Genomic DNA, 15,226 nt, shown 5'->3' on the forward strand with positions numbered 1-15,226 from the left:
CCGCTTCCCGCATTGCTTTTCGCACAGGTTCCAGTTGAGGTGGGATGCGGACAGTGTGGTTGCACCGCGGGAGCCTCAGCCGTCAGCGACTTCTTCGATCCAGTCTTGCTGTTCACGCAGCAGCGATGTGCACAGCATGATCGCCAAGAGGGCGTTTTCTCGCGTCAGGTGCGCGACGGTCGGCAGATTGACCGTCGCATGCCGCGATGTCGTCTCGGGGATCGGATCGTCGCGGTTGGGGTAGAAGCCGTGGAAGAAGCTCGGGATAAGCGACAGCAAGGCTCGGCGCGGCGTACCCAGTTGCGATCGGACATCGCTTGAGTCGGGCACTTCGAGTTCTCGCTGCGCGTGTGAATACTTCTTCTTGAGCGACTTCTTCTATGCCTCGCGTTCCGCCTCAGATTCAAAGGACGTGACCCGGCGTCTCGAAGCCCATATCGCCGGCCTCAAGCCTCCTTTATCTGAGGAAGCCGCTCGCTGGCATCGACCCAGCGAGCCAGCACGCTGACCACTGCGAGCTGCTCAAGGGCCTCTTGCTCGCTCAAGTCGACCGCATGATGACCCGAGAGGTTGCGAATGCCCGAAGTCACAGCGGTGCCGAGACTCATGGCACCGAGATGCGCCGAACGCCAGGTCTCGGAGTCTTCCGCATCTACGAAGGTGATTCGAAGACGAGGACTGTCTTCGCTGGCTTCGTCGAGCGAGAACGCCTGCTCGTAGAGGCGCTTGCCCGAGAGGTCCCGTCTGCCAAGTCGGGCACGTGCCTTGTGCTGCACGACTTCAGCGGCCGCGTGGACTGCGTCGCGGTAGTACCCGTCGTCCCAGCGACTGCTCGCTGCTTCCCAGACCCAGTCGTGAAGGCCGTCGGCTCTGAGCGCAGGGCCTCGCGTCGGAAACAGAGCCTCCCTGCGGTCGGCATGGCCGAGAATGCCGGCGAGACGCTCGACGGCTTCATTGGCGTCGCGCCACAGCCAGAACTGGCCCTGCGGCTTGAATCTGTCCGGAGGTTCGTCAGGGTCGATGACTCCGGCGATCTGCTCGATGAGCGGCTGCAACCGAAGCAGCTGAAAATGCGACGGGTGCTCCCAAGGGCTGGTTGTCGGAGAATCGCAATCGTGGGGTCTGTCAGCGTCATTTACGAACTTGTTCTGCGCCAACAGATGAAGGAACTCGCTGATTGTTCGCTGCGCTTCCTCGATGTCGAGTTCAGCCATCACGATCTCCAAACTCCGTGTCGACCCTGATCGGGTCTCTGGCCCGAGCAGCGCGCAATGTACCTGCGGACTCTTACGGAGCGATCTTGCTGTCTCGTGATGTCATGCAGCCGCAGGCGCCTTGTCGCTGCTTTGGGTGTGCTGCTGCGTGTGTCCCGTGAACTGGTGTTGCTCGACGATGCGAAGCAGGCTGGGGTCTCTGATCTCGTAGCACAGCAGTGCGACTCGTTTGAGTGCGACCATGCGCTCTCGTTCGTGGATCGCGGGGTCGGCGATAGCTTCGAGATATCCCTGCACCGCGATCTGCCCCGACTCGTATGAGCTGTGGTATCCCAAGGTGCTGAGCAGGTCCGCGATGCGCGCGCGCACCAACGGATGAAGGCCGTCTTCGCAGGCGAGTTGCGCCCAGGCATCTCGGATCGAGTTGTCGACGCGGCCCAGCGGCGGCGGGCACACGAGCATGGAGTCGGACTCGACATCTGTCCATCCCGGCACCCACTCCCCGAACGCCAAGTCCGAACGAGCACCGGGCCGGACTGATCGCGTCTCATACCCGCACGCGACCGACAACGCCGCAAGCACCCGACCGGGATCATCACAGCTTTCGCGGTGTTCGTCTATGCGTCGGCGCAGGTCCTCCAGCGTGAACGATGACACCTCGGAGTCCTCCACAAGATCAGCGCAGAACCCATTGACAGTCTGCACACAGGAACCAAGTTCAAGAGTTGTATCAGTCATAGAGGGAACGTAACGAGAGCCGCACCGCAAGGAACCGAATAGCGCCAAGCACCCGCGGGAGCCATGCCATCGAGAGCCGATGGGGAGGCGCCTGACGGCGAGATCGGGCTATTTCGCTGATGCGACTCTGACAGACCACCGTGCCTCGCCGAGATCCGCTGGCTGTGTACTCCAGTTCAGCGGCAGCCGGCCGATGTGTCCGAGAGTTCCCGTGCGGTCTGCGACCTCGGCGCTGCTTCGGGGCCGTTCGGGGTCTGAGGGCATTCTCGGGACTATGACAGCGGCACAGCGTGAGAGGCAGTTCAAGAAGCAGCGGGTGGTGGAGTGCGTGCGCGCTGGCAGCACTGTGACGGCAGCAGCACAAGCCGCAGGCGTCAGCGTGAGCACTGTGGCGCGGTGGCGACAAGCTGATCCGATGCTGTATCGGCAGGTCGCGTCGGCGCTCGCGGACCGTGACTTCGGTTCGCGAGCCTGCCGCGGTCCGTCGGCAGCGAGCTTCGACGCGATGTCATGGCTGGAGGCAGTCCAATTCATCGAAGAATTCCTGCAACAAGCCGAAGAAGCAGGCGAGCTTGACGTCGACCTCTCCGACATGGACGGGCCGCTCGGGTGAACCGCAGCGAGCGGCGGTTGCGCGCCAATTGGTCGGTTGTGCGATTTGCTCAAGGGCCGGCCGCGTGAGCGGGGGTCAAGCTCCGTTGCTGACAATCACGACGATCAACGTGTCCGCTGTGTCTGGACGGCTCGTCACGCCACAAGTCGCACTGGCTTTTTGAACCCCATGAGGCGTTCGAATTCGTCTTGCCTGCGAGGCGGCGAGCAAAGATGCCTGCCGTGCTGCGTCCCACTCTCGCTCCACAACTAGAGGGGCAGCGTTTCCGTGGCGACATCGTCCAGAAAACCGCGTCCCAAGATCCACGCCACGAAGCTCAGCGTATTGCCCGTTCCGCAAGAGATGCGAGGCCGAGGGGCGGCTTGAACGGGGTGCGCTGGCACCAAGAGGGCCACTCGTCGGTTGGCTACGCCGAACGCGATCTACCCCTCATGCACGATTCTCGATACCCCCAGTTGAACAAGCCGCTATTCTGCATGCAGGATACGATGCGAACGGCGCCGAAGTACACGGGGTAGCGTGGGATTGGAACGATGAACTCAATGGTCACGACAGACGACAATCCCACTGCGGTCGATGTCAAAATCGACAAGCTGACGTCGGATGCAGATGTCTATGCACTCGTTGATTCGCTGCGCGAAGCGAGTTCGTCGAGTTCGGCACCGATTGCACTCGACTTCCGGAGCCTTGCGCGAGCCAGACCACAGCGAATCAATGCACATCGAACCGAAATAGTTGCAAACGCTTTGCTCACTGAGTTTGCCGAAACAGACTTGATAGTTCACCCACCGTCAAGTCCTAATGGCCGCAAGAATCTCGAACGTGCTGGCTTGGCCTTTGCGATTAGGCAAAGACCGCCTCGCTTGACTCACTTGGAAACTGATCGGCAGAAAGAGTCTTGGCCAGCTGTTGATTGGGGCCGCACGTGGTCGCCGTTCGACTCGAACTTCCGGCAGCGCATATTTGAGGTCGGTGACGAGCCTGACGTACTGTTGGATGGCAAGTTTGTTACGTTTCTTAATCCGCACGCGTACGCTGCCGATGATGACCTCGTCTGGGAATTGACTGAAAATCAGGCAGGCGAGTGGATTTCACAGCTCGTCAGGACTCGGCCGACATGGGTTGACAGCGTGCACGAATTGGGTGAACGCAAAAAGACACAACAGGAACTGATTGGGAAGCTTCGCAGAGTAATTTATGAGCTGGTAACTAACCTTTCCTATGCATTCTGTAGCCACAATGTGGCGGGTCGCGCGCGGCGGAACTTCTTGCAGCGCTCTTATGTGCAGCTGTATGTGACTCGTGGTGGCACGAATAGCTTCGATCGTCTGCACTTCGTCGCTGCAGACACTGGGTTCGGCATAGTCGCGACGCTCTTGCCCAAGTTGGTCAGGAGCGGAGAGTACGACGAGTCTAGCTCTGAGTTGATCATACGTCAGCTGATCAATACAGAGCTGCCAGACTACGGGCGAAGCAGCGGTCGAGGATACGACCGCATTACATCGATCCTCAAAGAGTATAGCGGCGATCTCTTCTTGACGACTGGTTTCGCTAATTCATCCGGCCAATGTCAAACGATGCGCGCACATTCGCAGTATGTGGCCGCGGAATCTTCCAAGCTAAGAATCATTCGCGATGAGCGTCTCCGTTTTCGTGGAACTACTGCACACGTGATACTCCGACTTGACGAGAGCAACCGAGACGACCTCGACAAGACAACGGTCTAGCGCAGACCGACTGGTGGGATCTAGGAACGCGACCGTGGCGCGAGACATGTATGCACGATTGACCGCGACGCGAGTTGCAATGGAGAGCCAACCGGCTTCGACAGCAGGCGCGCTTCTCTTCTTGGATCTCGAAATCGAGGATGTGGAGCGTGCCGTAGAAGCTCTTGGGCATCTGCGGCGGATGTCGCCGGTGGGACTGGGAAACGTCGCTATGGTCGTGGTTCGGTGGCCGAATCCTGATGAGCCGGCCGAACCGGCTGCTCGGTCGCTCTTGGAGCTACTCCGCGATCAGCTCGACGCGTTGCGAGTATCGGCGTCTATCGGTCTGGTGAGCGTCAGAGTCGGAGAGCAGCATTCCATCCAGTGGCTTGACGGGCAGAACAGCGATGGTGCCCAAGAATCATTCGACCTTCAAGTCTTGGTTCGCTGCCGCCAGGTCGAATTGGCGACGCTCATCAAGAACGGGAGGGCGCTATGGCAGCCTGAGCACTACCACTACCGGCTGCCGAGCGGCCGGCATAGCGGCAGTTTCGTACGGTTGGCTGACGCCGTACGCAGCGTTCGAGACGCGGACGTGCTCGCATGGTGGCTGCTATCGGACGTTGAGTCCGGCAGCGGTTTGGTGATTGACACTTCGACCATTGTGCCGATCGCCTTGGCGTTGCGCTCCCAGTGCGCTGCGGCCGGTGTTCAGCTCGGTGCGTTGCACTCATTGCGCTCGTATCCTGCCACGCTCTCCGAGTTTGCAAGAGCAGTTCGCGACGCTTCCATTCGCAATGCTCCGGTCCTGGCGCTGTTGTCGGTGAGTTCGACGGGCACATTGAAAGAGCGACTCGTTACTGCGCTGAAGAGTGTCGTCGGCGATCGATGGCGAATGCATGTATTCGTAGACAAGCTGGGAACTGAAGCGACGGCATTTGACTCATCTCTAGGGGACCTTGTCGGCAACACATGCACTTGGTTCTGTACCGATATCGATGACACGTATCGAAGCGAGTTGCCAGCGCAGGCTTGTAAGCTATGCAAGAGTGGCACCCGTGCGCGTGTTGTGCAGATCGATCCGCGTTCATTCGATGGACTGGTATTGCCCGACCCGAAACTAGTCACGCCGGACATCAGGTTCGCGGAACAGTCGGGGGATTTCTGGAGTATCTGTGACGGGGCGAACGCCTTGGCGCTTGACGTCGAACCGCATCCGTCCAGTGCGCCTTTCCGTCCTCATAGATTCACTATGGGCATTCGCGTGGATTTTGATCCACTACTGGTCAAGCCTGAGCCGGTTTCGCTGCCGACGAGTTCCAACCCTCCTAGTGCGAGCCCAGAACCAGCCGAGGCGGGCCAGTCTCCGAAGAGCGTCGAGACGCTGCAAGAGGCAGCGTCGAAATTTCTGGCACGTCTTGTCGATAATTCCCCCGACTCATTCCCGGCAAGATCTCAGCTGTTCGTTGGCTTGGCTAGTGAGTTCCAGCGCGGTGATGGAGCGGGAGAGGCATTCTTCCGGACACTGCTCGGAAACGTTCGACCGGGTGTAGAGGTACACGCAGTCTCTGCCCAAGAGGAGCACGCTTCAAAGGAACTGCGAGAATTGATCAAGAGCCGCGACCAAATCTGCCTCGTGGCGCTGGGCGTGGTAACGGGGGCCTCGCTGCACAATGTCCTCGCATATATACAGCACGTTCGGCGTGATTTGAATCTGCCAGCTGCCGAAGTGGGTGCTCTAGTAATTCACTTGCGTCCGCCGTCAGAGCGTGAACGCAGCACCATAATCAATCCCTTTGGAAGCTCTCGGTTTCATGCGATCTATGAGAGCCTCTTGCCGTACGGCAGATCACCGATGAGGGATGAACAAGATTACTTGAATTCTCTTAGCCATTGGACCGAAATAGAAACAATTGACTACTTCCGGACAAGATTGGATTATCTGCGCGAAGGTTCTCTCGATGCCCAGGAGAATATGGGAATATTTTGGGGCCTGGACAAAGATGATCCAGTAATAATGCGTCCCGGAAGCTGGTACGGTGAATCTCTTTCTGGATTAGCTACATTAATCGCAGTCGGTTCTGCGATCCAACGGAGACGCCACGTTCAAGAGACAGCTGGAATTGCGCCCGAGTGGAGGCAGTTCGAGATTCCTGCAGTTTTCCGGTCTTACTACGACCCGTTTATCGTGGCATCGGTGCTGCGATGGTTGCAACCGGAAGAATGCTGGTGGGGCAGGGAAGTTGATGCCAGCGTTCAAGTTGTCCGGGAACTTCTCAATAGCTATAGCTCACAACATGACCGTCGACTGATCATAGGAGAGCTGCTCTTGGCAGCAGCCCTCGGAAAGGTACCGGTGCCAGCGGTGAGCATTGTCCGCGATCAAGCTCGCGGAGTTCTTGAGAACAGCGAGCAAGAGCGGGCACTCGGGGCTATTGAGATGGGCCTCGCGATTCTCGACAAAGAATTTCCAGCTGACGAATAGTTCGTGAGTTAGTCCTCAGCGAGATCTCTAGTCCGAGAGCGAACTTGTTGGGCGCCGGCCTGTCGTGTGCTGGCGGCGCGGATATCGCTACGGACAGCCCGACCGTGCGCTTAACCTACGCTCAGCTCGACGAAGCGTGCGCGGACCTCGACAACCCACCGTTGCTCGACGAGTCCAGCGGCCTCGTCTGGAACCCAAAGCCATGCCCAGCATGAACACTCTGGGGCGTCGTGGAGGTGCGGTGGTCCTGTAGCGGAGCAACTCGGTGTCGGGGCCAACAGAGGCGTGCCCGATCGTTCCCAGCTGTCCACGCAACCTTGGGGCGGCTCCGCGGCTCGCTGGGCGTCGCCGGATGTCGTGTCTCCTGTCCGAAGGACGTGACCCATGCCCGACAAGCCGGCTTCGAGACGTTTGGACCTGACCCCCGTCGTGTCTCTGCATGTCATCGCCGCTTCGCGCGGCTACAGCCGGTCTCTCGCTCTCGGTGACGGTCTCCTTGGCCGCACGCGTCCGGTGCATTCAGATCGGCACCCTCGGTGTCGGTTGGCTAATCGGCGCTGACGGTTGGGGCTTGCGCTGCTCCGCGAAGCGTCACTGCGAGCTGGATTCCCTCGTGACGCTGGATGCAGCCGATGATGGCGAAGAAATTGCGTGCGTTTGGGTTGCCTTGAGGCCCCAGCATCCGCATGAGGCTCTTGGGCTGTTTCTTTGTGAGTTTGCCGAGTTCTGAGAAGCCCATGGTTGCGTTGATGTAGGTACGCAACAGGGAATTGGCTGTGTCGATGTCCCCGGCGAGCGTGCACTCGATTCCTTCTTGAAACAGGCTCTGACGGAACTCGGGGTCGCGTTGCACGCGAGCCTGCACGGTCTCCTTGAAATCACGGGTGAGCGGCATGTTGTTCTCCTTGAGCCTTGCGGTTCTTGTAGTCCTTCCAGCGATCCTGAGCAGTTGCGATATCAGATTGTTGGTCTCGCTTGGTCCCACCGCCGAGCAAAATGATCAATGTGTCCTCGTCGATGGCGACATAAATCCTGTAACCGGGGCCGCTGTGGATGCGACGCTCCAGGACGCCTCCTCCGACGCCACGGTGGTCTGCGAAGTTCCCGGTCTCCATCTGGGCGACGGCTCTGAAAATCTTGGCTGCAGGTATCGCATCGAGACCGTTGAACCAGCGACGAAACGGGCTGCGATCACGGCTGTCCACATATTCTCTTGACTCGTACAGTTTCGCTTCAGCAATGCCTGCATGGTAACGCACGCGTTACCAATAGGCAATGGCGCTCAAGATCGTTGCCGGCGAGCGTCTGTTTGTGGCGGAGCCGTGTGCGTGTTGCTCAAACGCTGGGCGCATGATCGCCTCCCACGCTCCGTCGCTGAGTATCACGATGGCCGTGGTGTCTGCGGTGGCGGGCGGTTCGAGGTCAGCGCCGGCGAGCAGCTGCTTCTCGTCGCCGATGATGCTGAGCGGTTCGTCACGCCACCCGGCGCTTTGGCCCAAGTACAGCGTCAGATACGCGACATCACCGTCGCTGCGATGCGGCGCGCACAGCGACCTGCCGTGCCACGACCCACCCTCGCTCCACAACAGGACAGGCAGTGTGTCCCCGGTGACGCCAACCACCATTCCGCCTTCGGGGGTCCAAGCGGCGACACACAGCGTGCTCGCCGGAGCGCGGGTGATCGGCGAAACCATCTCGTAGAAGTGCGGCGGCGCCAAAGCTGCCACCGACCCATTGGCTTCGCCGAACGCCGACCACATCTCCTTCGGTCCGGCGATTCGCCGTGGCAATGCCCTGATCGCTCGGCGGGCTGCGGCGCGGCCACGCGGAAGGCCGCCGAGACCGTCTGCGACCCCGATCAGCCACGAACCGTCAGCGTCGATCGGCTCGACGGGGCCTGGGATCACGATGCGAGGCGTAGCGGCCTCCTTGCGTCACTTGGGGTCTGCCGGGAACTGTCACTTACTACATTCTCCGCCCATGCAGCGACAAGCGAACAGCAGACGGAGCACCGAGAGCGTTCACCGCTCCTTGTGCGCTGTGCCGACTTGCCGCTCGGATGCGGCCCGGCGGCTGCATATGACGCCGCAGATGCCACGGCGCAGAGCGCGCCAGCGCGCTTTCGTCCTGGAAGACGACGCGCCGCGAAATTGGAGCCTTCGTCTTTTTTGGGGATTCGGGTTGCTGGGCTCGGCGGGGGTCAGGTTAGTAGCAGGCCGCGGGCTTCGAAGTTCTGGTAGTTGGTGAACCCGTGGGCCTTGCGTCTGAGCACTTGGAGGTGGTTGTTGGCGGTTATCTGGAGGGCTTGGTGCAGTTGTGGTTTGGAGCTTGGGTTTCATGTGAGAGACATGTCGCTGACGGGGTCGGGGATGCGGTTGTGGCGCCGGTGACCGAGGTGCTGGGCGAGGTGTTCTCGGAGTTGGTGGTTGTCGGCTTTGAGTCTGGTGATCTCGTCGAGGGCAGCCTCGAGGCGTTGTCGCAGCGATTCGGCTGATCCTCGTTCGGGTGATGGAACGGGGACAGCCTGGGCTGTGGTGGTTCGACGGAGCCGATCGATCTCGGCTCGCAGATCGGGCTGGCGGTAGAGCCAGGACCGAGACACGCCTGCTGTGCGGGCGACGTGTGCGAATGTGATCGGTTGCCCGGTGGCGTGGAGGCGCTGTAGAGCTTCGGTGGCGCGTTGGCGGGTCTGGTCGGAGCGTTGTCGGGCGGCAGCGGCGAGGGCGGCGGTCATGGTGTGGTGTCTGCGATGTCTTCGAGCGCGGCGATGAGCCCGTCGAGGTTGTCGTGGACTTGGCGATGGTTGTCAGCGAGCCGGAACCGGCCGTCGGCTTCGGCGGTGGCGATGAGCAGCCGGGTCTGGTCGCGTTGGCGGCGGTGGATGTTGAGGAACGCCGGGGTTGTCTGGAAGTCGGGGCAGGTGAGGCAGGCGTTGGGGTGAGGGCAGTCCTGTTGTGGTGGGCGTCCGCAGTAGCCGTTGGGCAGGCTGGCCTGGACGCGGGCCGTGTTGTGGGTGGTCCGCTCGGCTTCGGCGGTGAGCGCGCCGGGGTCGTAGGCGATGCGTTCTGCGGCGAGGTTGACTCGCTGCTGGCAGTATTCGTCGAAGGCTGCGCGGACGGTGGTGTCACCGAGCGCGGCGTAGCGGGCGGTCATCTGGGGGCTGGCATGGCCGAGGAGCCGCTGGATGACGTGTTGGGGGACGCCTGTGTTGATCAACCGGGTGCCGAAGGTGTGGCGGAACTGGTGGGCGGTGACCCGCACGGGCCGGCCGACCTCGTCGCGCGGGTCGATGTCGTGTTGCCGGCGGGCCAGACGCCCCCGCAGCGTGGCGTAGCTGAACGGTCGGGTCCCGTCGGGGTTGGAGTGCGGGGCGGGGAACAGCACCGGCACAGCGTCGGGCCACCGGTCGAGCAGATGCGTCTGTTGGGCTCGGATGGCTTCGGCGGCGGCGGCGCTGAGGGGCACGAGCTGCTCAGCGGCCATCTTGGTGTTGAAGTAGCGAAGGCAGGGCCATCGGGTGCTGTGGTCGATGATCGGGTTGAACGGCAGCGAGCAGGCGTCGTTGGCCCGCAGGCCGGTCTCCATGATCACGATGACCAGCGCCCGGGTGGTGGCGTCGGGCAGCATTGCGAGGCGTTCGGGGTCTTCGAGCTGGGCCATGACGAACTCGGGGATGAACCGGGGCAGGGGCCGGGGTCGGCTGGGCAGATCGTCGTGATAGACCGCCGCCGTCGCGGGCAGCCGCGGCAGCCAGCCGTGGCGTCGGCAGGCATCGAGAAAGACCCGCAGACACGTGATGTAGGTGCTGGAGGTGTGGGCAGCGAGATGTGAGGCGGTGACCCACACCAGGCAGGACTCCAGCGCGTCGCGGGTGGCGACAGCCTCGTCGACGGCTCGGGGATCGCGTTGGGTGAAGAATCGGCTGAGAGAGTGTCAGATCCTCTGTGTAAGGGGGTTGGTCTGAGAGTGTCGTGTCGGTGATGGATGCCGAGGCGACAGGAAGGACCGCAATGACTGAGAATTATCGAGAGAGGCTGCCGGCGAGGCCGGCGGCGGACACGACGCCGCTGGTGCCTGAGGGGGCGCTGGACGCGGTGATGGAACGCGTCCGCGCCGAGGGCGCCGAGCTGCTGGGCGCGGACGGGCTTTTGACCCAGCTCACCAAGGCGGTGCTCGAGCGGGCGCTGGCGGAGGAGCTGACCGATCATCTGGGCTATGAGAAGGGCGACCCTGCGGGAGCGGGGTCGGGCAACTCGCGCAACGGCGTCACGCCCAAGCGGGTGCACACCGGCGTCGGCACCGTGGATGTGGACGCTCCCCGGGACCGCAACGGCTCCTTTGAGCCTCGGATCGTGCCCAAGGGAACATCGCGCCTGGAAGGGTTCGACGACAAGATCATCGCCTTGTACGCCAGGGGCATGACCGTGCGCGACGTGGCGGCCCATCTGGCCGAGATCTACGGCGTGGAGGTGTCACATGACCTGATCAGCCGTGTCACCGACGGGGTGTTCGACGAGCTCGAGGCGTGGCGCAGCCGGCCCCTCGATGCTGTCTATCCGATCATCTTCATCGACGCGCTGAACGTGAAGATCCGCGACGGCCACGTCGCCAACCGGCCCGCCTATCTCGCCGTGGGCGTCGATCTCGACGGCCGCAAGCATGTGCTGGGCATCTGGATCGGCGACAGCGACGGCGAGGGCGCCAAGTACTGGCTGGGGGTGCTCACCGAGCTGCGCAACCGAGGCGTCCAAGACGTGCTGATCGTGTGCTGCGACGGCCTGCGAGGCCTCCCCGACGCGATCGAGGCGACCTGGCCCGCGGCCACCGTGCAGACCTGCGTGGTGCACCTGCTTCGAGCCTCGCACCGCTACGTCACCTGGAACGACCGCAAACAAGTCGCCAAGGAACTGCGGCCCGTGTACGCCGCCGTCGACGCCCAAGCCGCCGAGGCGGCGCTCGATGAGTTCGAAGCCGGCATCGGCGCCAGATACCCCGCCGTGGTCAGCCTGTGGCGGTCGAGCTGGGAACAGTTCATCCCGTTCCTGGACTACCCCCCAGAAGCCCGCCGGGTCATCTACACCACCAACATGATCGAGTCCATCAACCGCCAGCTCAGAAAGGTCACCAAGAACCGAGGGCACTTCCCCAACGAGCAAGCCGCCCTCAAACTGCTCTACCTCGCCGTGAGGAACATCACCACCAACAGAGGAGGACCACAAGGAACAGGAACCATCGGATGGAAACGCTGCTTGAACCAGCTCGCCGTCCGCTACCCAGGACGACTCCCGCTCACCTAAAATGACCAACCGACCGGCCCGCTTACACAGAACATCGGACACTCCCTCGGCTGAACCACAGCATCGCCCGCACATCGACATGCACGCTGCGGTAGGTATTTCCCGACCCCAGCCGAAGCCTCGCCCAGCGCTTCACCGCGGCGCGCAGCCACGGCTGGTCGATGGTGTCGAAACGGGTCTGAGCCGGCGACCGGGTCACCTTGATCCCCAGCCGCGAGGCGACCCAGACGTCCGACGCGTACTCGGCTTCGATGTCGATGCCGCCGAGGTCGCTCAGACTCCGGTAGGCGTAGCGGACAAGCCCGATCGTGCGACTCGGGTCCTTGTGGCCTCGGGACCTCACCTCGTCGAGCCAGTCCTGCAGCGGCCGGTCCAGCAGCGAGCCGGCGCCGCTGTCGGCCAGCAGACCGACCAAATGCCTCACCGTGGGGGGCGGCACCCTCACAGTGCGGTCGTCGTGGCGGCACCCCAGCACGTACGCGACCTCCAGGCGGGGCCCGACGGCCAGGGCCGACAGGTCGAAGCCGTCCACGTTCTCTGAGCCGGCCCGGACCGCGACCGCAGCGGCCCCCGCCTTGAACTCCCCGAGGTCGGGCTTGCCGTGGCTGGCCCACCGTTGGTGGTGAGCAGCGCACAGACCCCGCGCCCAGGCGCTGCGCCCGCATCGCACCACCCCGCAGCGGCCCCGACCGAACACCGGATCCTCGGGCGACACCGCGATCACCTCGCCGCAGAACTCGGGGCGAACAGCCGCCACGAGCTCGCCCAGATGGTCGCCGCGGCCGCTGCGGGCGGGGACGACGCTCAGCATGAGACGTCATCCCAGGCGCCCGCACGCACCAGCTCGGCCCGCAGGTCCTCGACATCGAGATGCACATACGCGGCGCTGGTCGTGGTCACCGACCGGTGCGTCAACAGCTTGGACACGACCTCGATCGCCACACCGGCGCGGATCAGCTCGGTGGCGCGGCTGCGGCGCAGCGTGTGCGGGGTGAACTCGATGCCCGTGCGGGCTCGCAGCCGCCGCACCAGCTTCGCTACCGTGTCATAGCGCAGCGGCCTGCCCACCGGCGCCGACCACAGGTTCACGAACACGTAGTCAGAGTCCAATTCGCCGTACTCGGTGTGCATGCAATCGCTGTAGAGCCGCACCAGCGGCGCCGACACCGGCACCGTCGCCGGCGACGAGCACTTGGCCCGTGCCCCGTTCGCGTTGTCGGCCCGGGCCACGATGCGCACCTCCCGCCGACGGCTCACGAAGTCCTCGTGCCCCAGACCAAGCGCCTGGCCGACCCGCATGCCCGTCTCGGCCAGCAAGGCGAACAAGAACCGGTCCCGCAGCCGGGTGCACGCCGCCAAGATCACAGCGGTCTCCTCGACGCCGAGCACAGCCGGCAGCCGCCGCGGCACACCCAGCCCCACCGGCCGCAGCCGCACCGGCCCGTCACCAGCGATGCCGCGCAAGAACGGCTTGTAGGAACCCCGAGACCCGCGCCGCCACGCCCGCGCCGCCGCTGCGAGCGTGGAAGTCGCAGAACCCGAACAGCGCGGCCAGGTGACGGTTCACCGTCGCCGCGCTGCGAACCGCCGCCGTGTCATCGAACACGATCACGTTGTCGGCCCGAGCCCGCAGCCATGCCACGAACCGCGAGACGTCCTCGATCCCAACGCTGTCCCAGACCAGGCGACGGGCCCCGAGGAACTCAAACCAAAGCCGCAGACCGTGCGCGCAGGCCCTCACCGTGTTCGGTGAACGCTCGATGCCAGCCAGGTGCGCCAGGTAGCGCTCCACCGGCTCCACCAGAGCCCATCCGTCGTCGACGACCGTCCAGGACTCCGCGCCGGTCACCGGCATCACCACACGCTGCACCCTCACAGGCCACCTCCACCGCATCTCGACCGGCGACCGCAGGCCGAAGGAAGCGCTGTCTAGCTCACGCCGCCAGCAACATCGCGGACTCCAACGACACGCTCCAGAGAACGCGTCCACGACCGCCCGCCATGTGCCCGTCAGCGACATCGCCGACACCCTCCGACACACTCCAGAGAATGGTGCCTTCGATGCGGCCGTTGCTGGGCCGTCCGGTCCGGTGCCACTCGAGGATCTCGTTGTGCCACGCCAAGAAGGTGTCGACGGTGTCGCTGAACTCGGGGATCTGCCCGGAGCCGTAGATGTCGGCGAACCGGTCCAGCGCCGCCAGGGCGCCTTCGCGGTCTTCGGCGAGGTAGAGCTGGTGCAGCTCGCCGAGCGCGTCCCAGGCTGCCCGCAGCCGCGGATGGGCTGCGAACAGCTTGTCGAGGCGTTCGCGTTCGGCGGCGTCGAGCTTGTCAGGACGGCGCATCAGCAAGAACCGCGACCCGAACACGTCGCGATCGAACGCCGGGGTGGACCCTTCGGGGCGGCGCTGCACGTCGCGGCGCACCGCGATGAGGCCTGCCGCGAACCATCTGATGACGTGGAACCGGTCCAGGACATGGCGGGCGTGGCCGAGCCGCCGGTCTATTGCTGTTTTGTACGCCTTGGAGCCGTCGGACACCACGACCTTGACGCGGCGGCACCATTTGGCTCCCTGCCCAGCCAAAAAGCCCGACAATGCTGCGCTGTCTCGGTGGGGCACCATGGCAAGCACCTCGCCGGTGTCGCCGTTCACCAGCACCGTCACATAGCGGTGCCGCTTGCGGATCGAGGTCCCCTCCACCAACAGCACCCGGCACCGCCGCCGCCGGCGATGATCGCCGACGACGCCCGCCCAGGCGACCACCAAAGCGTTCACCAGCCTCCAGCCCACCTGGTGCCGCTTCGCCGCCGCGTTGACCGTCATCTCCCGAGCATCGGCCACCAGCCGCCGCGCCAGACGCGCCGTGACGCGGCCCTCGAACGCCCGATGGTCCTCCACGAACCGGCGCCCGCACGGCCCGCACACCATGCGCCGCTGGGAGAACACCAACGTGACCGGCCGCCCCGACACCTCCAGATCCCGGACCTCGCGGTCCCGACGGTCATGAGTCCGGCCGCTCGGCGTCCCGCAAACCCCACAGCGCGGACGCGACACCGTCGAACACACCCGCACCACCAGCTGCTCAGGCGCGTCGGCGACCACCCCCAGCACCCTGATCCGCGGCAGCCACAGCCGCACCGACATAACATCACGATTCATCGAGGCCCTCCAGGG

The 15,226-nt window shown here is 63.5% G+C and carries 16 protein-coding genes; 4 read left to right on the forward strand and 12 right to left on the reverse strand.

Annotation, left to right across the window (positions count from 1 at the left end; genetic code table 11):
* Nucleotides 1-75: 75 nt before the first annotated feature.
* The 3 genes from ACOCMM_RS18750 to ACOCMM_RS18760 form a co-directional block, all read right to left on the reverse strand.
* The gene (locus ACOCMM_RS18750; RefSeq protein ID WP_419554646.1) at nt 76-330 is read right to left on the reverse strand and encodes a hypothetical protein; all 255 of its coding nucleotides are present in this window, start codon (nt 328-330) and stop codon (nt 76-78) included.
* A gap of 116 nt (nt 331-446) precedes the next feature.
* Complete coding sequence (locus ACOCMM_RS18755; RefSeq protein WP_419554647.1) at nt 447-1,214, reverse strand: TIGR02391 family protein; 768 nt, start codon at nt 1,212-1,214, stop codon at nt 447-449.
* A gap of 102 nt (nt 1,215-1,316) precedes the next feature.
* The gene (locus ACOCMM_RS18760) at nt 1,317-1,952 is read right to left on the reverse strand and encodes a hypothetical protein (RefSeq protein ID WP_419554648.1); all 636 of its coding nucleotides are present in this window, start codon (nt 1,950-1,952) and stop codon (nt 1,317-1,319) included.
* 274 nt (nt 1,953-2,226) lie between these two features.
* On the opposite strand from ACOCMM_RS18760, the gene ACOCMM_RS18765 reads away from it, so the two are divergent.
* The 3 genes from ACOCMM_RS18765 (at nt 2,227) to ACOCMM_RS18775 (ending at nt 6,756) form a co-directional block, all read left to right on the forward strand.
* The gene (locus ACOCMM_RS18765; protein ID WP_419554649.1) at nt 2,227-2,565 is read left to right on the forward strand and encodes a helix-turn-helix domain-containing protein; all 339 of its coding nucleotides are present in this window, start codon (nt 2,227-2,229) and stop codon (nt 2,563-2,565) included.
* Nucleotides 2,566-3,098: 533 nt separating this feature from the next.
* Nucleotides 3,099-4,292 carry a hypothetical protein gene (locus tag ACOCMM_RS18770; protein WP_419554650.1) on the forward strand — a complete coding sequence of 398 codons (1,194 nt, stop codon included), beginning with the start codon at nt 3,099-3,101 and terminating at the stop codon, nt 4,290-4,292.
* A gap of 34 nt (nt 4,293-4,326) precedes the next feature.
* Nucleotides 4,327-6,756: a hypothetical protein gene (locus tag ACOCMM_RS18775; protein ID WP_419554651.1), complete on the forward strand. Its 2,430-nt coding sequence runs from the start codon at nt 4,327-4,329 to the stop codon at nt 6,754-6,756.
* 547 nt (nt 6,757-7,303) lie between these two features.
* Here ACOCMM_RS18775 and ACOCMM_RS18780 read toward each other — a convergent pair.
* The 5 genes from ACOCMM_RS18780 to ACOCMM_RS18800 form a co-directional block, all read right to left on the reverse strand.
* Entirely contained in the window at nt 7,304-7,651 is a 348-nt protein-coding gene (locus ACOCMM_RS18780) for a transcriptional regulator (RefSeq protein ID WP_419554652.1), read from the reverse strand.
* A complete protein-coding gene (locus ACOCMM_RS18785; RefSeq protein ID WP_419554653.1) occupies nt 7,635-8,015 on the reverse strand; it encodes a type II toxin-antitoxin system RelE/ParE family toxin in 381 nt (126 codons plus the stop codon). Before ACOCMM_RS18785 ends, ACOCMM_RS18780 begins: the two co-directional genes overlap by 17 nt.
* A gap of 3 nt (nt 8,016-8,018) precedes the next feature.
* Complete coding sequence (locus ACOCMM_RS18790) at nt 8,019-8,663, reverse strand: hypothetical protein (protein ID WP_419554654.1); 645 nt, start codon at nt 8,661-8,663, stop codon at nt 8,019-8,021.
* 428 nt (nt 8,664-9,091) lie between these two features.
* On the reverse strand, nt 9,092-9,490 hold the full coding sequence (locus ACOCMM_RS18795; RefSeq protein WP_419554655.1) for a DUF6262 family protein: 399 nt from the start codon (nt 9,488-9,490) through the stop codon (nt 9,092-9,094).
* Nucleotides 9,487-10,602, reverse strand: a complete 1,116-nt coding sequence (locus ACOCMM_RS18800; RefSeq protein WP_419554656.1) for a tyrosine-type recombinase/integrase — start codon at nt 10,600-10,602, stop codon at nt 9,487-9,489. The genes ACOCMM_RS18795 and ACOCMM_RS18800 overlap by 4 nt, the downstream gene beginning before the upstream one ends.
* Nucleotides 10,603-10,766: 164 nt before the next feature.
* Between ACOCMM_RS18800 and ACOCMM_RS18805 the strand changes: the two genes are divergently transcribed.
* Nucleotides 10,767-12,053, forward strand: a complete 1,287-nt coding sequence (locus ACOCMM_RS18805) for an IS256 family transposase (protein WP_419551533.1) — start codon at nt 10,767-10,769, stop codon at nt 12,051-12,053.
* A gap of 22 nt (nt 12,054-12,075) precedes the next feature.
* Here ACOCMM_RS18805 and ACOCMM_RS18810 read toward each other — a convergent pair whose 3' ends face one another.
* From ACOCMM_RS18810 to ACOCMM_RS18825, 4 genes are read right to left on the reverse strand one after another with little or no spacing between them, the layout of a single operon-like run.
* Complete coding sequence (locus ACOCMM_RS18810; protein ID WP_419554657.1) at nt 12,076-12,864, reverse strand: hypothetical protein; 789 nt, start codon at nt 12,862-12,864, stop codon at nt 12,076-12,078.
* On the reverse strand, nt 12,858-13,517 hold the full coding sequence (locus ACOCMM_RS18815; protein WP_419554658.1) for a tyrosine-type recombinase/integrase: 660 nt from the start codon (nt 13,515-13,517) through the stop codon (nt 12,858-12,860). The genes ACOCMM_RS18810 and ACOCMM_RS18815 overlap by 7 nt, the downstream gene beginning before the upstream one ends.
* The gene (locus ACOCMM_RS18820) at nt 13,498-13,929 is read right to left on the reverse strand and encodes a site-specific integrase (protein ID WP_419554659.1); all 432 of its coding nucleotides are present in this window, start codon (nt 13,927-13,929) and stop codon (nt 13,498-13,500) included. Before ACOCMM_RS18820 ends, ACOCMM_RS18815 begins: the two co-directional genes overlap by 20 nt.
* Before the next feature lie 58 nt (nt 13,930-13,987).
* Entirely contained in the window at nt 13,988-15,211 is a 1,224-nt protein-coding gene (locus ACOCMM_RS18825) for an ISL3 family transposase (protein ID WP_419554660.1), read from the reverse strand.
* Between the last annotated feature and the right edge of the window lie 15 nt (nt 15,212-15,226).

The sequence above is a fragment of the Candidatus Poriferisodalis sp. genome (assembly GCF_965198245.1).
Lineage (GTDB): Bacteria > Actinomycetota > Acidimicrobiia > Acidimicrobiales > Poriferisodalaceae > Poriferisodalis.